General features: G+C 72.9%; 17 protein-coding genes. 8 read left to right on the forward strand and 9 right to left on the reverse strand.

Features of this window, described 5'->3' with window-relative positions:
- Positions 1 to 7: 7 nt before the first annotated feature.
- The 6 genes from pgsA to WMF22_RS15520 form a co-directional block, all read right to left on the reverse strand.
- The gene (gene pgsA, locus WMF22_RS15495) at positions 8 to 664 is read right to left on the reverse strand and encodes a CDP-diacylglycerol--glycerol-3-phosphate 3-phosphatidyltransferase (protein WP_437299845.1); all 657 of its coding nucleotides are present in this window, start codon (positions 662 to 664) and stop codon (positions 8 to 10) included.
- Positions 654 to 2,339 carry a tetratricopeptide repeat protein gene (locus WMF22_RS15500; protein WP_438036234.1) on the reverse strand — a complete coding sequence of 562 codons (1,686 nt, stop codon included), beginning with the start codon at positions 2,337 to 2,339 and terminating at the stop codon, positions 654 to 656. Before WMF22_RS15500 ends, pgsA begins: the two co-directional genes overlap by 11 nt.
- Before the next feature lie 37 nt (positions 2,340 to 2,376).
- Entirely contained in the window at positions 2,377 to 3,102 is a 726-nt protein-coding gene (hisA, locus tag WMF22_RS15505; RefSeq protein WP_438036235.1) for a 1-(5-phosphoribosyl)-5-[(5-phosphoribosylamino)methylideneamino]imidazole-4-carboxamide isomerase, read from the reverse strand.
- A gap of 83 nt (positions 3,103 to 3,185) precedes the next feature.
- Positions 3,186 to 4,157 (reverse strand): hypothetical protein, encoded by a 972-nt coding sequence (locus tag WMF22_RS15510; RefSeq protein ID WP_438036236.1) that lies wholly within the window; start codon positions 4,155 to 4,157, stop codon positions 3,186 to 3,188.
- A 97-nt stretch (positions 4,158 to 4,254) separates the two neighbouring features.
- The gene (locus WMF22_RS15515; protein WP_438036237.1) at positions 4,255 to 5,886 is read right to left on the reverse strand and encodes a protein kinase domain-containing protein; all 1,632 of its coding nucleotides are present in this window, start codon (positions 5,884 to 5,886) and stop codon (positions 4,255 to 4,257) included.
- Positions 5,887 to 6,029: 143 nt separating this feature from the next.
- Positions 6,030 to 6,641 carry a formylglycine-generating enzyme family protein gene (locus WMF22_RS15520; protein ID WP_438036238.1) on the reverse strand — a complete coding sequence of 204 codons (612 nt, stop codon included), beginning with the start codon at positions 6,639 to 6,641 and terminating at the stop codon, positions 6,030 to 6,032.
- 287 nt (positions 6,642 to 6,928) lie between these two features.
- Between WMF22_RS15520 and WMF22_RS15525 the strand changes: the two genes are divergently transcribed.
- The 4 genes from WMF22_RS15525 to WMF22_RS15540 all read left to right on the forward strand — a co-directional run bounded on the left by WMF22_RS15525 (position 6,929) and on the right by WMF22_RS15540 (position 10,388).
- Entirely contained in the window at positions 6,929 to 7,771 is an 843-nt protein-coding gene (locus WMF22_RS15525) for an SIR2 family NAD-dependent protein deacylase (protein WP_438036239.1), read from the forward strand.
- Positions 7,772 to 7,788: 17 nt separating this feature from the next.
- The gene (locus WMF22_RS15530; RefSeq protein WP_438036240.1) at positions 7,789 to 8,337 is read left to right on the forward strand and encodes a non-canonical purine NTP pyrophosphatase; all 549 of its coding nucleotides are present in this window, start codon (positions 7,789 to 7,791) and stop codon (positions 8,335 to 8,337) included.
- A gap of 169 nt (positions 8,338 to 8,506) precedes the next feature.
- The gene (locus WMF22_RS15535; RefSeq protein ID WP_438036241.1) at positions 8,507 to 9,544 is read left to right on the forward strand and encodes an aldo/keto reductase; all 1,038 of its coding nucleotides are present in this window, start codon (positions 8,507 to 8,509) and stop codon (positions 9,542 to 9,544) included.
- Between the two features lie 157 nt (positions 9,545 to 9,701).
- Positions 9,702 to 10,388 (forward strand): HAD-IB family phosphatase, encoded by a 687-nt coding sequence (locus WMF22_RS15540; RefSeq protein ID WP_438036242.1) that lies wholly within the window; start codon positions 9,702 to 9,704, stop codon positions 10,386 to 10,388.
- Between the two features lie 81 nt (positions 10,389 to 10,469).
- Here the strand turns inward: WMF22_RS15540 and WMF22_RS15545 are convergent, their stop codons facing one another.
- Positions 10,470 to 10,946 (reverse strand): pyridoxamine 5'-phosphate oxidase family protein, encoded by a 477-nt coding sequence (locus WMF22_RS15545; protein WP_438036243.1) that lies wholly within the window; start codon positions 10,944 to 10,946, stop codon positions 10,470 to 10,472.
- A gap of 382 nt (positions 10,947 to 11,328) precedes the next feature.
- Here WMF22_RS15545 and WMF22_RS15550 point away from each other — a divergent pair, with 382 nt between their 5' ends.
- Positions 11,329 to 12,243 (forward strand): sensor histidine kinase, encoded by a 915-nt coding sequence (locus tag WMF22_RS15550; protein WP_438036244.1) that lies wholly within the window; start codon positions 11,329 to 11,331, stop codon positions 12,241 to 12,243.
- Positions 12,244 to 12,259: 16 nt separating this feature from the next.
- Here WMF22_RS15550 and hisH read toward each other — a convergent pair whose 3' ends face one another.
- Positions 12,260 to 12,937 carry an imidazole glycerol phosphate synthase subunit HisH gene (gene hisH / locus WMF22_RS15555; protein WP_438036245.1) on the reverse strand — a complete coding sequence of 226 codons (678 nt, stop codon included), beginning with the start codon at positions 12,935 to 12,937 and terminating at the stop codon, positions 12,260 to 12,262.
- Positions 12,938 to 12,940: 3 nt separating this feature from the next.
- Positions 12,941 to 13,528, reverse strand: coding sequence for an imidazoleglycerol-phosphate dehydratase HisB (gene hisB, locus WMF22_RS15560; RefSeq protein WP_437299857.1), 588 nt, complete (start codon positions 13,526 to 13,528; stop codon positions 12,941 to 12,943).
- A 169-nt stretch (positions 13,529 to 13,697) separates the two neighbouring features.
- On the opposite strand from hisB, the gene WMF22_RS15565 reads away from it, so the two are divergent.
- From WMF22_RS15565 to WMF22_RS15575, 3 genes are read left to right on the forward strand one after another with little or no spacing between them, the layout of a single operon-like run.
- Positions 13,698 to 15,314 carry a serine/threonine-protein kinase gene (locus WMF22_RS15565; RefSeq protein WP_438036246.1) on the forward strand — a complete coding sequence of 539 codons (1,617 nt, stop codon included), beginning with the start codon at positions 13,698 to 13,700 and terminating at the stop codon, positions 15,312 to 15,314.
- Complete coding sequence (locus WMF22_RS15570; RefSeq protein WP_438036247.1) at positions 15,311 to 16,489, forward strand: PEGA domain-containing protein; 1,179 nt, start codon at positions 15,311 to 15,313, stop codon at positions 16,487 to 16,489. The genes WMF22_RS15565 and WMF22_RS15570 overlap by 4 nt, the downstream gene beginning before the upstream one ends.
- Positions 16,486 to 17,394: a hypothetical protein gene (locus WMF22_RS15575; protein WP_438036248.1), complete on the forward strand. Its 909-nt coding sequence runs from the start codon at positions 16,486 to 16,488 to the stop codon at positions 17,392 to 17,394. The genes WMF22_RS15570 and WMF22_RS15575 overlap by 4 nt, the downstream gene beginning before the upstream one ends.
- Positions 17,395 to 17,940 lie beyond the last annotated feature (546 nt).

The raw sequence follows: 17,940 nt of genomic DNA on the forward strand, positions 1-17,940 counted from the left end.
TGCCCATCTACTGCGGAGGGGTAGGCCGGTTCTTGGCGTCGATGGCGTCGATGAACAGGCCCATGTACTGCGCGGCGCTCGTGATCGAGAAGACGAGCGATAGATAGATGAGCAGCCGTCCGACGTGCACCACGTCGACCTCTCCGAAGTCGACGCCGAGGTGGATGTGGTACGGGTAGCCGAGGATCAGGCAGACGATCCCGATCATCTGCAGCGCTGTCTTGATCTTCCCGCCGTCGCCGGCCGCGATGACGAGCCCCTCGGTCGAGGCGATGGAGCGGAGCGCCGTGATCGTGATCTCGCGCGAGATGAGCAGCACCACCGCCCACGCCGGGATCCGGCCCATCGGCACGAGCCACACGAGCGTGGCGGCGACGATGAGCTTGTCGGCGAGCGGATCGAGGAACTTGCCGAGCACGCTCACGAGGCCCTGCCGCCGCGCCAGGTAGCCGTCGAGCATGTCGGTGATCGCCGCGAGCGAGTAGACGCCCGCGGCCCAGAAGCAGTCCCGCGGCGCGCCCCTCGACAGGAGCAAGAGGACGGCCGGGATCATGAGGATCCGGGCGAACGTGAGCAGGTTCGGGAGGTTCCGCGCGTCTTCCCAGAGCGTGCGCCGCCGCTGCGCCTTGATGCCCCGCAGGGACGTGCCCGCGCTAGCGACCATCGACGAGGACCATCCCCTCTCCGCCGAACGTCACGAAGCCCTGCATCCCTCCAGGCGCCTCGGAGGCGGGCAGCGTGCGCGGCAGGAGCCGGCCCATCCACCCGAGCACCGCGGTCGCGCGCGTCGACGTCGGCCGCGACGGGGTGATCTCCAGCGCGGCGGCGCGCTCGGGCACCGACAGGACCATGTGGCCGCGGCCGCGGAGCTGCACCATCGCGACCGCCTCGCCCTCGCCGGCCGGCAGGCGGCCGTTCTCGTAGCCGATCGGCAGATCGAAGCCGACGAGGACGTCCTCGCGCAGGTAGATGGACTCTTCCCCGAGCGTCACCGGGTGGAGCCGCCGCCCCTCGGGCGCGCCGAGCACGAGCTCGCAGCGCCCGCCGATCTCGATGAAGGGCGTGCTCGGCCCGCCGAGCGGCTCGTCGAAGATGCGCCCGCGCGCCTGCCGCTTCAGCACGTGCGTGGCCGTCCCGGAGTGCACGCTCATGGTGCGCAGCGCGTCGAGCCGGGCGACGAAGCCCTTCGTCGACTGCACGAGCACGACGCCGGTCGGGTGCCGCGTGACCGCGGCCTCGCGCGGGAAGACCAGCAGCCGCTCGCGCGCGAGCGCCGAGAGCGTCTCCAGCGGCGGCGCCGCGGCCGGCGGCGGCGCGGCGGGCGCCGCCGTGGGAGGCGGCAGCGAGGACGACGACGGCCGCCCCGCCGCCTTCTTGCTCGCCGCCGCCGCGTCCGGCGCGCCGCCGCCGGCCGCGACGGCGATCGCGAAGCGGCCCGTCGCGGAGGGCTCCTCGGGCGCCACCGTGCTGCGGCGCACGGTCGGGGCCACGCTCCCTCCCGGCGGCGCCTGCACGGCCGGCATCGACGGCACCGTCGGCGCCGCGCCGACCCTCGGGCCGGGAGCCTTGCCCGGGCCGGGCGGGTTCGACGCGCCCCCCGCGCGGCCGTCCGCCCCGAGGCTCTTGAACGACGGCGGCGCCGGGATGGTCGGCATCATCTCGCGGCCAGGCTCGATGGCCGACCATGTCCCTGACGGGATGCGCGGCAGATCCGAGTCGTGCCGGAAGCCCGCGCCGGCGCGATCGAGCGCCTGCACCGCCTCGCCTGCGGCGCGCTGCACCTCGGCCTTGGCCTCGACCGGCGGCTGATCCTCGGTGTCGGGCGGCTCCATCGGGTAGCGGCCCGTGGCGCCGCCGCCCGTCATGTCGAGCAGGCGGCGCGCCATCGCGTCGTGGCCGCCCGCCGCGAACGCGTGGCTCGCGCGCTCGTAGTCGCCCATGCGCTGGAACGCGAGCCCCAGGTAGCCCCACGCGCGCTGGTGCTTCGGGTTCTGCTCGAGCGCCTTCTCGAGCTCGGACCGCGCCTGCGCCGGCTGCCCGGTCTTGAGGTACGAGAGCGCGAGGTTGATGCGCGGCTCGACCGCCTCCGGGTGGGCCTGGATCAGCCGCTCATAGATCGCGATCGCCCGCGGGTAGAGCCCCAGCCGGAAGTAGACGATCCCGAGCAGGTCTTGCCCCTTGGGATCGCTCGGCTGGAGCGACAGCGCGCGCTCGAGCTCCGCCTTCGCGGCGTGGACCCGGTTGTCCTGCAGGAGCTCGCTGCCCCGGTGCAGGTGGAACAGGAACTCCTCCGCCGCGACTTCGCGTGTGGAGGGCCGTGGGTCGTCGCGCTCGTGCATTGTCGGGGGGATCGTACACGAAAACGCACACACGCCGTCAGGCGCTCGCCGCCTCGATCGCCTCGGCGAGCGTGAAGGCCCCCTCGTAGAGCGCGCGGCCCACGATGACGCCGCTGACGCCGGGGATCTGCGCGAGCGCGCGCAGGTGAGCGAGCGATCCGACTCCGCCGGAGGCCAGGACGGGGAAGCCGCACGAGGCGGCGAGCTCGCGGGTGGCTTCCAGGTTGGGGCCGACCTGCGTGCCGTCGCGGGAGACGTCGGTGTAGAGGAGCGCCGCGACGGGGGCGCCGGCGAGCGCGCGGGCGACGTCGAGGGCGGTGACGGAGGAGACCTGCTCCCAGCCCTGCACGGCCACGCGCCCGTCCTTGGCGTCCACGGCGACCACGACGCGCCCCGGGAAGCGGCCGGCGAGGTCGCGCACGAGCGCGGGATCGTTCACCGCGGCGGTCCCCAGCACGATGCGATCGGCGCCCAGGGCGAGGTAGCTCTCGGCCGCGGCGGCGGAGCGGATGCCGCCGCCCACCTGCACGCTGCCGCCCTCCACGCCGAAGGCCGCGATGACGGCGCGGACGGCGTCGGCCTGGACGGGCAGGCCGGCGCGGGCCCCCTCCAGGTCGACCACGTGCAGCCGATCGCAGGCACGGCGGAGGCGAGCGGCGAGCGCCGCCGGGTCCTTGTCGTAGACGGTGACCTGATCGTAGCGCCCTTGATGGAGGCGCACGGCCTGGCCTCCGAGGAGATCGATGGCGGGGATGAGCTGCACGCGGCGGGTCTAGCGCGCCTCCGCGCCGGCGGGTAGAGGCGGCGGAGGCGGCGAAGGTCGCGAAGGTGAACGGCCCCGCCGCGTCACCACGACCCGCTCGCCCCGAGCACGACCCCCTCCGGGCCTGCCGCGAGCACCCCTGCGCGGATCCGCCTTGACGGCGCGCCGGCGGTCATGTCGCTCTGCTGCGGCTCGGTCAGGTAGAGGATCGCCGCCGCCCCGAGCCCGGCGAGCCCCACGCCGAAGCCGATCGTGCTCACGAGCCCGGTGGTGCTCGCGCTCTCCGCCGCGTCCAGGCCCGTCTTGTCGCAGGCCGTCGGGTCGCTCAGGCCGATCCTGCTGCCGCAGTGCTCGCGGACGACGCTCTTCTTGCCGAGCGTGAGCGCGCCCGTCACCCCGCCGATCACGAGCCCCGCGACGCCGACGCCGCCGGCCGTGTACACGGCCGCCCGCCGGCCTGAGAGGCCGTCGGCGGGCGGCGGCGGGGCGCCGCTCACCACAAGCTCGACGCGCTTCTTCTCGCCGTGAGCGAGGTGGATCCGCGTCTCGTGGGCAGGCCCTCCCGGCGCCTGCGTCGACACGACGTGCTCTCCCGGATCCACCGGCACGCTCGCGCCCAGCGCGGCGCTGTCCACCGCGCGGCCGTCGCGCTTCACCACCGTCCCCGCGGGGGCCCCGGGCGGGAGGGAGAGCGCGAGCTCCGGCACGAGCGGGGCGAGCTTCTCGCGCTCCTCCCGGGCGACCTTGGGCCGCTCTCCTTGCCGGCGCTTCTGCTCCGGCGTCAGCTGCTCGTGGAGCGCGAGGTACTCCCCGAAGTGCGCGAACGCGCTCGCGACGCGGCCCCACCTCGACTCGCAGATGGCCAGCGTGAAGAGCGCCCCCGGCTTGGGCTCGATCCGATGGCTCTCGGCGATCGCGCCGCAGCCCGCCTCGTACCGGCCCGCCTCCATGTCGGCGAGGCCCCGGTCGAAGAGGGCCTCCGCGGCCGCGCTGTCCTGCGCCGCGGCGGGCGTCGCGGCGGCGAGCGGCCAGAGGACGAGAGCGAGAGGAGCCATCCGGCGCAGGCGACGTGTCATGTTCTGGGGCATCCACGGGCGAAGGTGTCAACCGCTTCCGGCGAGGGTCGGACCGGCAGCGCGGCGGACATCGGTCTCAATCTCGTCCGAGCAAAGGGACTTTGGGGCGAGCGGCGGCGCCTGTCCGCCCGGTCGAAGCGGGCCTCGGCGTCGCCTTCGGGGGAGCGCCCGCCGCCCCGCGCGCGGCCGGCCTCGCGCTGGCGCTCGCGCTCGTCGCGGGCTGGGCGGGCTCCGCGCCGAGCGCCGTCGCGGAGGCGCTGGGCGCCGGCGCCGACGGCGTCGCGCTCGGCGCAGCGGTGGCGGCGGCGCTCGGCGCAGCGGTGGCGGCGGCGCTCGGCGCAGCGGTGGCGGCGGCGCTCGGCGCAGCGGTGGCGGCGGCGCTCGGCGCAGCGGTGGCGGCGGCGCTCGCCGAGCCGGCGTCCGGCGCAGCGGCCGGAGGCGGCGCGGCCACCGCCGGATCGGCCTCGGTCCCGGCGCGGATCAGGAGCCAGGTCCCTGCGCCGAGCACCCCGAGCCCGAGGACGACGGCGGCGGCGACGAGCGGGGCTCGGTTTGGCGCGATCGGCGGGATGTTCCCCGAAGGGACGGACGTCACCGACGTCTCCATGGTCGCCGCGAGGGGCGCGACAGGGGAGCGAGACGGGTGCTCCGGCCCCATCGGGCCGACGCTCGTCGCCACCGGCGGCATCATCGAGGGCGCCGTGATCGCGGTGATCGCGGGCGCGGTGATCGCGGGCGGCGGCGTGGCGAGCGCGTGCGCCGAGGGGCTCGCCTGGGCCCAGGGCGGCGTGGTCGGGCGGGGCGAACGCCCGCTGCTGGCCGGGGCGAGGCCGAGCAGCTCGGAGAGCGCCTGCGCCGCCTCGCTCGCGAGGCGGAACCGCGCCGCTGGATCGACGGCCGTGGCCCGAGCGAACCAGCCGTCGAAGCCCTGCGGCAGCACCACCCGCTGCGACATCGCCCGGTGGACCGGCGGCTCCTGCGGCCCGTGGACGGCCACGAGCGCGAACGCGATCACGTCGTTCGCGCTGAGCGCCTCCGGGCTCCAGTACGGCGTCCCCACGAGCAGCGTGTACGCGATCATCCCGAGCGCGTAGATGTCCACGGCGCTGGTGAGCTTCGTGTCGGTGCGGAACTGCTCGGGCGCCATGTAGATGGGCGTCCCGAGGCTCCGCGTGATGCCGGCCGCCGTCCCGCCCTCGGCGAGCAGCTTCGCCACGCCGAAGTCGAGGATCTTCATGCGGGGCGTCCCGTCGTCCCGCTGGGTGACGAACAGGTTCTCCGGCTTGAGATCCCGGTGGATGATGGACGCCGCGTGGGTCCGGTCGAGGGCCGACGCTGTCTGCTGGAGGTACGTCGCGACCTCGCCGGGAGGCAGCCTGCCGAGGCGCTTGAGGCGCAGGCCGAGCTCCTCGCCGCGGAGCAGCTCCATCACGAGGAACGGCATGCCCGTCGCCTCGTCGATGCCCGCGTCGAAGACGTCGACGATGTACTCGCTCTCGATGTCCGCCGTGATCTGCGCTTCGCGCTTGAAGCGGCTGCGCATCTCCTCGCTCTGGAAGAGGTACGCGTGCATCACCTTCAGCGCCCGGCGGCGGTTCGTCTCGATGTGCACCACCTCGTAGACGGACCCCATCGCGCCCACGGCGAGGAGGCGCGCCACGCGATAGCGGTGCGCGAAGACCGTTCCGTCCGCGAGCGTGCCCGACACGGCGGGAGGGTCGCGCGCGGCGGCTGTCGCGTCAAGGTTCCAGGGACCCCGAAGGGCGGCGCGCGCTCTGCGGAGCGGCGGCAGCGACGCCGAGACCCCGCGACGCCGCGACGCCGCGACGCCGCGATGCCCAGCTGCGCGCATCACCGCGCCCGCGCGCACCGCAGCCCCGCGCCGGCGAAGTGGCCCTTCGGCGAGCGCTCCTGGAAGGCGGAGGTGAGCAATGTCTCCTTCCCGCTGCGCCAGCCCCCGCCCCAGATCATGTGGTTCGTGTCGGGGGTGAGGACGGCGCAGTCATCACACGCGATCGGGTCGTCCGCCGCGAACGAATCCAGCACCCACTCCCACACGTTTCCCCCCAGATCCGCGTGTCCCCACCGCCCGTCTCCCCGCGGCGACCTCGACCCACCCGGCTGGAGGTCCGCCACCTCGTCGGTCCACGAAAAATAGGGCTTCTCGCAGTGCAGCGACGCCGACAGCGCCGCCCGGTCCACGGGCAAGTTGGCGTCCCACGCGGCGCGCCGCCCGCTGTCCGGGATCTTCGGGTGCGCTCCTGCCCCCGCCGCTGGCCAGCTCGCCGGGTACTCCGACAGGAACGCCCGGAACCGCCCCACCGTCACCTCGAATCGATCCAGCCGGAAGTCGCTCACCGTCGCCAGGCGCGGCTCGGCGCTGCCCCGATCGAACGTGCCTCCGGGCACCACCAGGCTCCCGCAGCAGCGCTCGTCTCCGCGCGGCCCGCAGATCGCGTCCATCTTGGCGCAGCTCCGAGGGACGGTGCAGCGCCCATCGTCACACAGGGGCGCCTCCTTCGGCTCGCGAGCGGGCGCGCTCGACGCCGCTCTGCCGCCGTGGAGAGGGAGGCGCGACCGGCGCCCTCCTCCGCGGCGCCGGGCTCTGCCGCGTGTGTCCTGATGCGCCGCGGCTTCTGTCCTTGCGCGCCGGCCGACATCGGCGCCGACATCCGCTCGGGGCGAGGCGTTCCGGCCCGGCGGGCGCTGGTTGCGCGAGGTCGTCGGGCAGATACCATCGCTCGCTGAAGATGGCTGTACTCACGCTCGAGCAAGCGGCGATCCCGCTCCGGCAGGCGTACCGGGAAGGTCGCCTCATTCCCTTTCTGGGCGCGGGCTTCTCCGCCCCGCTCCGGCTGCCGATGTGGAAGGAGCTGATGGGGTGGATGGGCGCCGCGCTCGGCTTCGAGCCGGCGCTCTTCGAGCTGCACGGCCTGCCCCCGCAGCTCGCGGGCTTCTTCGCCCGCGAGTGCGCGGGCGGCCTCGACAGCTTCATCGCCGAGATGCGCGCGCGCTTCCACGCGCGCGAGGTCGACGAGCGGCGCAGGAGCTCGTGCCAGCACAAGGCCCTGGCGCGCCGCGACTTCTCGACCATCTACACGACCAACTTCGAGCACCACATCGAGGAGGCGCTGCGGGACGCGGGAAAAGAGGCCGTGGCGCTCGCCAGGTTCGACGACTTCGCGTGGTGCCCGGCGCAGGGGGCGTGCCACGTCATCAAGTTTCATGGAGATCTCGACTGGCCCGAGACGGTGGTGCTCACCGAGTCGCAGTACTTCGGCCGCCTCCGGCTCGAGGCGGCGCCCGATCAGCGCCTGCGGGCCGATCTGCTCAGCAACAGCTTCCTCTTCCTCGGCTACAGCTTCGGCGACGTCGACATCCGGTACATCTGGTACCGCATGGAGCAGATGCGCATCGAGGGCAGCCCCGAGCTCGCGAGGCGCGCCTCGAACCGCCGCGGTTACTGGGCGACCTTCGGCGCCGGGCTCGTCCAGCCGGCGCTGCTCGAGGACTGGCACATCGACGTGATCGAGCTCGACCCGAACGACAAGACGAAGAGCGTCGTGGACCTGCTCGACGCGCTGGACGGGTGAGGGGACGGGGGAGGGCGATGGTCATGGTCTATTTCGTCTCCTCGAACCACCGCAAGCTCGCGGACATGACCCATGTATGGAAGGACGCCCCGACGCCGCTCCGCGTCCTCCGGCTCGACGTGCCCCAGATCCTCTCCTCGGATCTCGATACCGTCGTACGCGAGGAGGCCCTCGCCGCCTACCGGCTCTCCCTCGTGCCGCTCTTCGTCGAGCACGGCGGCCTCTTCATCGAGCACCTGAACGGCTTCCCGGGACCGCTCGTGATGCCGTTCTGGGAGCGGCTGCAGGACCGGATTTGCTCCCTCATCCCTCCGGGGCAGTCGCGCGCGGCGCACGTGGTCCAGAAGGTGTGTTATTGCGACGGCCGGACGCTGCGTGTCTACACGGGCAGCGTCGCCGGCGAGATCGCCGTCGAGCGGCGGGGAGACGAGGGCATCCACTGGGAGCCGATGTTCATCCCGGCCGGGCACACGCGCACGCTCGGGCAGATGCCGCGTGACGAGCGCCTCCGGTGCTCCGCGAGCGCGGAGGCGCTGCGGGCGTTCCGGTTCGATCTCGGCCTGTGATCGCGGAGCGCGGCGCTCGCGCTGCGCTCGGCTGGCCACGGTGGCGCTTGACTTCCGGATCGCTTTGGAGTTCCTAACCGTCCACGACCGCGGCAAGGGGGCGAGAGCCTGATGTCCGGCGCTCCCCCCTGCGCTCAGAGGTTGTCCCCATTTGGCGCGGAGGCGATTCATGGAGTTCAGACAGCTCGGCGGGTCAGGGTTCAAGGTACCGGTGCTGAGCCTCGGGACGGGGACGTTCGGTGGCTCCAACGAGTTCTTCCGGGGGTGGGGATCGAGCGACGTGGCCGAGGCGACCCGGCTGGTCGACGTCTCGCTCGAGGCCGGGATGAACATGTTCGATTCGGCCGACATCTACTCCGACGGGCTCGCCGAGGAGATCCTCGGCCACGCGATCAAGGGCAGGCGCGACAAGGTCATCATTTCCACCAAGGCGACCTTCCGGAGCGGCAAGGGCCCCAACGACGTCGGCTCGTCGCGGTACCACCTGATCCGGTCGATCGAGGGGAGCCTGCGCCGGCTGCAGACGGATTATATCGATCTCTTTCAGCTGCACGGCTTCGACGCGGCCACGCCGGTCGAGGAGACGCTCGGCACGCTGGACGATCTCGTGCGCGCGGGGAAGATCCGCTACCTCGGATGTTCGAATTTCTCCGGCTGGCACCTGATGAAGTCGCTCGCGGTGTCGGAGAAATACGGTCTCTCTCGGTACGTGGCGCACCAGGCCTATTATTCGCTGGTGGCGCGCGACTACGAGTGGGAGCTGATGCCGCTGGCGCTCGATCAGAAGGTCGGCGCGGTCGTCTGGAGCCCGCTGGGCTGGGGGCGGCTCACGGGGAAGATCCGGCGCGGGCAGCCGTTGCCGGAGGTCAGCCGGCTCCGGAACAAGCTGTCTGTCGAGGGGGGGCCGCAGATCGACGACGAGTACCTCTATGGTGTGGTCGACGCGCTCGACGCGGTGGCGAAGGAGACGGGCAAGACCGTCCCGCAGATCGCGCTCAACTGGCTGCTGCAGCGGCCGAGCGTCGCGAACGTGATCATCGGCGCTCGTACCGAGGAGCAGCTTCGACAGAACCTCGGGGCCGTCGGCTGGAACCTCGCGCCGGAGCACATCGCGAAGCTGGATGCCGCGAGCAAGACGAAGCTGCCCTATCCCTACTTTCACCAGACCGGGTTCAGCGAGCGCAATCCGTTCCCTGTCGCGCTCTGACGGTCGCGGCCTGGCCGCGACCGTCGGCTGATCCTGCGCGGAGGCCCGGCTCCGGGGCGCGCACCGCGCCCTCGCCGTGGAAGGCGATCCCGTGGCGAGGGCCGGTCCGCGTGGCACGGCGGTGGCGTCCGGCGTGGCGGCGTGCAAATCAGCGGTCGTGCTCATTCTTTGCGACTTCGACGGGACCATCACCTGCGACGACCTGACGAACCGGATCTGGGACGCCCACCTTCGCTATGACTGGCGGCAGGCGCTGCTCGCGCCTGCCGCCTCCGGCGAGCTCACGCCGTTCGAGCTCCTCCGCCGCGGCTACGCCGACGTGGATCGCCCGGCCGCCGAGCTGCTGGCCGAGCTGCGCCCGCACGCCGGGCTGCGGTCGGGCTTCGAGGATCTCCTGGCCCTGTGCGCCCGCCGGTCGTGGGTGTTCCACGTGATCAGCCACGGCCTGCCGTTCTACATCCGCGAGTTCCTGCCGCCGGGCACCGCGTTCTCTTGCTTCGATGCCGTCTTCGATGGGCGCTGGCGCGTGACCGTGCCGGGGACGGTGCCGCTCGGTCCCGGCGAGGACTTCAAGATCCGCGTGCTCGACCAGCTGAAGGCGGCCACCGGCGAGACCTCCACGGTCTACATCGGCGACGGCCGGCTGGACTACCCCGCGGCGCGGCGCTGCGATCGCGTGTTCGCCGTGCGGGACAGCGCCCTCGACGTGCTCTGCTCCCGCGACGGGATACCGTGCACACCCTTCGACGGCTTTGCCGAGATCTGCGCGGCGCTCGAGGGCAGCGGCACCCCTGACGCGGAGCGCGCGCGGCGCGCGGCCGGCGCCACGCCGACCCCTGGCTGATCCATCCGAGGCTCATCCAGCCCGAGGACCGTCTCGCTTCGGGTCACGCCTGCTCGATCGCCGCCGCAGGCGCGGCGCGGCTCAGATGTGCTTCGGCGGGTTCAGCTTGTCCTCCGCCGACCTCCGCTGGACGAGCGCCTTGGCCTTCTCGTAGAGGACCCGCAGCCGCCCGCCCTCGGGCTCCCAGTACTCGGCGCGCTCGACATAGAGCTTCAGGAGGGCGGCGTGAGGGTGGCTGGGGCCGGCCGGCAGCCACACCTTCCACGAGGGCTTCCAGAGGCTCCGGATCTTCTCCTCGTTCCTCTCGATCGTCGCGCGCGCCGAGATCGAGATGTACGCCCGGTCCCGCGGCCTGTAGCAGCAGACCGCCACCTGGTGCTCGCGGGCGATCTCGCCTGTCTTCGCCGCCTCGTCCTCCGTCACGAACCAGAGATCGCAGTCCATCAGCTCGGCCGGCTCCTGGATCTCCATCGGCCGCCCCCGCATCAGCCCCTCGGGGGTCATCGTGACGAGCATGGCGGTGTCGAACTCCCTGAGGAGCGCGTGCAGCTCGCTCATGGATCCGCGGACCTGAGCCCTGGCCCCCGGCTCCATACTCCGGTGTTGCTCTCCACTCTGGTGTTGCATGCGGACAAAGCTGCTCCGCGGACCCTGGCCCGCAAGCAGGGGCGCGCCCTGACCCGTGTACCGCAGCAGCCTGGCGGCGCTCCGGCGTGACCCGAGGCGCCGCGCGCCGCAGAACGGCCCAGGCAGCTCGGCTCACCTTCGCTGGTTTTTTGCGCAGTGGACGGCGCGATGCGACGCCTCGACGCGCGTCCGCTCGGCAGATGGGGCGCTCTCCTGCCGCCAGAAGTGCCAATCTGAGAACCCTCCTGGGTGGCACACTCCATGCGTTCGCGGCCGCGGGGGCACACCACAACTCCGCCCAGCAGGCTCTGCCATGACCGCGTTTTCGGACGACGTCGACCCTCGTATCCCCGCTGTCCCGATCCGGGACGACACCGCCCGGATCCGGGAGGATTTCCTCGTGCTCGCCGCGCACGAGATCAGGACGCCCGTGACCTCGCTCCTCCTGCAGCTCCAGCTGACCAAGCGGATGAGCCAGCAGGAGCCGGAGAAGACCCCGGCGTGGGCGGCGGCGATGCTGGCCGTCTTCGACCGCCAGCTCGGCCGCCTCGCCCGGCTCTGCGACGACATGTTCCAGGCGAGGCACGGCAGCCTGGCCCACGGCGCCCCGACCCGTGAGCCTGTGGAGCTCGTCGCGCTCATCCGCGAGGTGGTCGCGACGGCGGTCGCGCACCGGCCGGCCGTGTGCGGCGCCATCTCGGTCGCGGCCGAGGGCCCGGTGATCGGCTGGTGGGACCGGTCTCACCTCGAGCGCATGGCGTTCCACCTGATCAAGAACGCGCTCACCTTCGGCGAGGGCAAGCCGATCTCGATCGAGGTGCGCGCGACGCGCGCGCGGGCGCGGCTCATCGTGCGCGACCGCGGCATGGGGATCGCGCGGGAGGACCAGGAGCGCATCTTCGCGCGCTTCGAGCGGGCCGTCCCGGTGGAGCGCTTCGGCGGCCTGGGGCTCGGCCTGTACATCGCGCACGTCGCGGCGCGCGCGCACGGCGGCGCGATCCGCGTCGAGAGCGAGCTCGGCTGCGGCGCGGCGTTCATCGTCGATCTCCCGCTCGCCCCGCGGCGGCCGCAGCGGGTGAGGGCGGCGCGGCGCTCCTCGCTGGTCCCCCCTCACGCCCGGCGCGGGCGCGGCGCGGGCGGGGCGCGCCCGACCGAGCTTCCCCTGGGCGCGCACCTCAAGCTCGCGCAGGTCAAGCAGGTGCACCAGCGCCTGCTGCGCGCGCACTGACGCGCGCGCGGGCGGGTCAGCCGGTCAGGAAGCGGGCGAGCAGGCGCAGGCCGGCGGCCTGGCTCTTCTCGGGGTGGAACTGCGTCGCGGTGACGTTGTCCCGCTCGATCGCGGCGGTGACGCGGTGCGGGCCGTGCTCCGTCGTCGCCGCGACGAGCGCGGGGTCGAGCGGGACGGCGTGGTAGCTGTGGACGAAGTAGACGAAGGGGCGCTCGCCGGCGAACACAGCGAGCGGGCCCTCCACCTCGCGCGCGAACGCGATGCGGTTCCAGCCCATGTGGGGGATCTTGATCCCGACCCAGGGCTCGCCGGGAGCCGCGTCCGCCTCGGCCGCGCTCGGCTGTGGGGTGAGGCGCTTGACGGTGCCGGGGAACACGCCGAGCCCGCGCGCGCCCTCGGCCTCCTCGCTCCCGTCGAAGAGCGCCTGCATGCCGAGGCAGATGCCGAGGTAGGGCGTCCCCTTCCGGATCTGCGCGCGCAGCGCCTCGCCGATGCCGCTCTGAAGCGCGGCGGCGCAGTCGCGGAAGGCGCCCTGGCCGGGCACCACCACCTTGTCGGCCCGGCCGATGATCTCCGGGTCGCCCGTGCGCGTCACAGCGCACGGCGCGCCGGCGTCCTCGGCGGCCTTCTGGAGCGCCCGCTCCACGGAGCGCAGGTTGCCCATCCCGAAATCGACGAGCGCGATGGCTTGCATGGCTCAGAGGCTCCCCTTGGTGGACGGGATGCCGGCGACGCGCGGCTCGATCCGGGTCGCCTTCATCAGCGCCTTGGCGAACGACTTGAAGCAGATCTCGACGATGTGGTGCAGGTTGTCCCCCTCGATGAGGCGGACGTGGAGGTTCGCGCCGACGCCGCGCGCGAAGCCCTCGAAGAACACGGGGGCGAGCTCGACGTCCCAGGTGCCGAGCTTCGCCTTGGGCAGCGGCACGCGCCAGACGAAGTACGGCCTGCCGGAGAGGTCCAGCGCGCACTGCGCGAGCGCCTCATCCATGGGGAGCGTCGCCTCGCCGTAGCGGGCGATGCCCGCCTTGTCGCCGAGCGCCTTCTGCACGGCCGTGCCCAGGGTGATGCCGCAGTCCTCGGTCGTGTGGTGGCCGTCGATCTCGACGTCGCCCTCGGCGTGGATGGCGAGATCGAACAGGCCGTGGCGGGCGATCTGATCGAGCATGTGCGTGAGGAAGGGGAGCGGCGTCTTGATCTCCGAGCGGCCCTGGCCGTCGAGATCGATCTCGATGCGGATGTCGGTCTCGCGCGTCTTGCGCTCGACTCTGGCGATGCGGGGCATGGCGCGTAGGGTAGTCGCCCTTCGCCGCAAGGGAAGCGGCGTGATCCCGATGACGTGACGGGGTGACCCGGCAATGGCCTTGGACGCGAGCGCCGGATCGCATAAGGTGGCCCCCTGGATAACGTGGCGGTGGTGGCGCCCTCCAGGCAGCCCCAGCGCGGGAGCGTCCGTGAGCGCACCGGTCACCGAAGGTCAAATTCTATCGGGGAAATACCGGGTCGAGCGCATCCTCGGGCAAGGCGGCATGGGCGTCGTCGTCGCCGCGGTGCACGAGCAGCTCCACCAGCGGGTCGCCATCAAGCTGCTCCATCCCGGCGCCAACGACGAGATGGTGGAGCGCTTCGTGCGCGAGGCGCGCGCGGCGGTGCGCCTGAAGAGCGAGCACGTCGCGCGCGTGCTCGACGTCGGCACGCTCGAGACGGGCGCGCCGTTCATGGTGATGGAGTACCTGGAGGGCAGCGACCTCCAGGAGACGCTGCGGCGGCGCGGCCCGCTCGAGCTGGAGGAGGCCGTGGGCTACGTGCTCGAGGCCTGCGAGGCGATCGCCGAGGCGCACGCGGCAGGCATCATCCACCGCGATCTCAAGCCGGCGAACCTCTTCCTCACGCGCGCGGCGGACGGCAGCGGCATGGTGAAGGTGCTCGACTTCGGCATCTCGAAGGCGCTCGCGGACCCGTCGACGGCCGGGGCCGAGCCGGAGCTCGGGCTGACGAAGACGGCGATGGTGCTCGGCTCGCCGCTCTACATGGCGCCCGAGCAGATGCGCTCGGCGCGCTCGGTCGACGCGCGCGCGGACATCTGGTCGCTCGGCGCCATCCTCTACCAGCTGCTCACCGCGCGTGTCCCCTTCGACGCGAGCTCGCTGTCCGAGCTCATCCTGATGATCAACACCGAGCCGCCGCCGCCCCCGACCACGTTCCGGCGCGACCTGCCGCCGGGCCTCGAGGCGGCGATCCTGCGCTGCCTCGAGAGGGACGTCGCGAAGCGCTTCAAGTCGGTCGCCGAGCTCGCGGGCGCCATCGTCGATTTCGGGCCTCCGCTCGCGCTGGCCTCGCTGGAGCGGATCGAGCGGACGCTGGGGCTCGTCCCCGCGGTCTCCTTCCGGGACCGGGCGAGCTCCGTGCGCGAGCGCATGAGCACGCCGCCCGCCTGGCAGACGTCGCAGGAGCGCGTGAGCGGCGTCCCCGCGGCGACAGCGCGGCACAGCGCGGCGCCGCCTGCCGCCGCGACGGCGGGCGGCGCGGGCGGCGCGGGCGGCGCGGGCGGCGCGGTCGGCCACACCGCCGGCCCGGCGGGCGCCGCGCCCGGGGCGCGCTCGCGGAGCGGCGTCGTGCTCGCGCTGGCCGTGGTGGGCGCCGCCGTGGTGATCGGCGGGATCCTGCGCTTCGTCACGTTCCATGGCGGCGCGGACGCTCCTTCCGCCGACCCGTCGGCCGTTTCGGCGACCGCCTCCGCCGAGCCCTCGGCGCCCGCGACGCCGGCCCCACCCCCGCCGGTCGCACCTCTGGAGGTGACCGCGGAGCCGCAGCCGCCGGCGACCGCGGCGCCGTCGGCGACCGTGTCCCCGGTGGCGACCGCCGCGCCGGTGGTCACCGCGGCGCCGCTGTCGACCGCCGGGCCGAAGGCGCCGGCGAGCGCGACGCCGGTCGCCACGGCGCCCCGGCCGAAGCCCGCCGCCGCGCCCTCGGCCCCACCGGCCGCGACCGCCGCGCCGACCGCGACCGCGACCGCCGCGCAGCCGGGGAGCATCTTCGATGTGCTGAACGACAAAGGTAAGCCCAGATGAGTTGGCCAGGAAGCGAACGGCTCCCGCTGTGGAGCAGCAGGAGCCTGCGCGCCAGCGCCGCGGTCGCGCTCGGCGGCGCCGTGCTGGCGGCCCTCGCGCCCGCGGCAGCGCAGCCGGCGCCTGCGGGGGCGCAGCCGGCGCCCGCGGCAGCGCAGCCGGCGCCCGCGGCAGCGCAGCCGGCGCCCGCGGGGGCGCAGCCGGCGCCCGCGGCAGCGCAGCCAGCGCCCGCGGGGGCGCAGCCAGCGCCCGCCGCGGGCGCGCCTGCCGCACAGGGGCCGCTGTCCGCGACGCTCACCGGCGAGGCCAAGGCCGAGTACGAGGCCGCGCGGATCCTCTTCAACGACGGCGACTACCGCAACGCCATCATCAAGTTCGAGCGTTCCTTCGAGCTCTCCGGCGACCCGCGGCTGCTCTGGAACATCGCCCTCTGCCAGAAGAACCTGAAGCGCTATGCGCGCCTGCTCGGGACGGTCGAGAAGCTCCTCAGGGACGCCGGCCCGCAGCTCGGGGAGCAGGATCGCAAGGACGCTGCTGCGCTCATCGAGGCGACGAAGGCCTACGTGAGCCGGCTCGATCTGAAGGCCAGCGAGGCGGGGGCCACGGTCTTCGTCGACGGCGAGGAGGTCGGCCGGACGCCGCTGAGCGAGCCCGTGCTGCTCGACGTCGGCACCCGGAAGATCCGGGTGACCAAGAAGGGCTTCAAGGACGTCGAGGTCTCCCAGCAGGTGACGGGCGGCGGCGAGGTCACGCTCACGGCCACGCTGGAGAAAGAGGTTCATCAAGGGCGGCTCATCGTCACGGCGGCGCCGGACGCCGTCATCTCCATCGACGGTCGCGTGGTCGGCCGCGGCGGCTACGACGGTCCTGTGCCGAGCGGCGGTCACGCGCTCCGCGTCACGGCGTCCGGCATGGTGACGCACCAGTCCGAGGTGATGATCCAGGACAACCAGACGCGCCGCGTGCAGGTCACGCTGGTGGCGCAGCCCAAGCAGGGGAACGTCGAGACCTGGCTCTGGATCGGCGGCGGAGCGCTGGTGCTCGCGGGCGCGGTCCTGGTCGCCACGGGGGTCTTCGGCCCGGAGCCGCCGGTCGACGGCCGCACGTCGCCCGGCTCGGTCTCCCTGTCCCGGAAGGGCGGCGCCACGTTCACGATCCCCTTCGGGGGTGGCCGATGAGCGCCGTCGACCGGGCGGCGCTCGCCGCGCTCGTCGCTGTCGCGGCCGGAGGGTGCTCTCCGCCGGACGAGATCATGCTCGCCGTCTCGACGGATCTCGAGATGCCCAAGGACTTCGGCGCCCTCCAGGTGCAGGTGTTCGAGGGCGGCACCCCCAAGTTCTCGGCGACCTATGAGCGGCTCGGCAAGTCCGACGCCGCCGCGCGCATGCCGGCGACGATCGGCTTCTACTCCTCGAGCGGCGGCGGCGACTCGATCCGGATCAAGGTCAGCGCCCTCCTCGGGGACGAGCTCGGCGCGCCGCGCGTCCTGCGCGAGGCGGTCACGAGGATCCCGAAGGACCGCGTCGCGCTGCTGACGCTGCCGCTCAACTTCCTCTGCGACGACTCGGGCGAGAGCGACGGGAGCGGCGGCGTTGTGAACAAGCACTGCTCGGAAGGGCAGACCTGCGTCGCGGGGACGTGTGCGTCGAGCGAGGTCGACGCGGGCGCGCTCCCCGACTACGCGCCGGCGGACGTCTATGGCGGCGGCGACGGTGACGGCGACGGCGATTGCTTCGACGTGACGGCCTGCTTCCAGGGCACGACGCCTGCGAAGGTCGACGCGGCGTGCTCGATCGCGGGCGAGGCCGGCGTCCCGCTGAACGTGGCGCTGGAGACCGCCGCGGGCGATGGGATCTGCGATGATGACGAGCGTTGCCTGGTGGCGCTCGACGCGGGCAGCGCCGATGGCTTCCGGGTGGCGGACGACGGGCGGATCCAGCTGCCGACCGCCGTCTGTGATCAGGTGGCCGCCGGCAAGATCGCGGCCGTCGTGACGTCGCCGGTGACGGCCACGTGCGTCCAGAAGACCATGGGCCTGCCGACGTGCGGGCCGTGGTCGGCGTCGGGCTCCGCGAAGCCGTGATGACGGAACCGCCAGAGGACGCCAAAAGACGCCAGGAAACGCCAAGAGACGCCAAGAAAAACATAAAAATTCTGGCGTCTTCTGGCGGTTCTTGGCGTCTTTTGGCGTCTTTGGGCGACTCGACGCTTCAAAAGCCCTACCCTTGGCCAAAGTCCCCCTCCACCCACTCGCGCGCGCGCCGTCCGGCGTTCCGGAAGGTCGCGATCTGGGCTAGGGCTCGATATCGACGTGCCGTCGAGAGCGTGACCTGACGTGACGCTCGTCGTCCGGCGTTCCGGAAGGTCGCGATCCGGGAAAGCGGTCGATAGCGACCTGCCGTCAAGGACGTGACCTGGGCTGACGCTCGTTGTCCGGTGTTCCGGCAGGTCGCGATCCGGGAGGACGCTCGAACTCGGGTGTCCCGTCGAGAACGTGACCTGAGCTGACGCCTGTCGTCAGGCGCTCGCCCAGATTGCGATCAGGCCGAGCGCCGGATTTCGACGCGTCGCCAAGATCGCGATCTCCCCAGGACCTTGCCGGGACCGCGGAGCCCAGGTCCACACCTGG

The organism is Sorangium sp. So ce204 (assembly GCF_051526795.1).
GTDB lineage: Bacteria > Myxococcota_A > Polyangia > Polyangiales > Polyangiaceae > Sorangium > Sorangium cellulosum_B.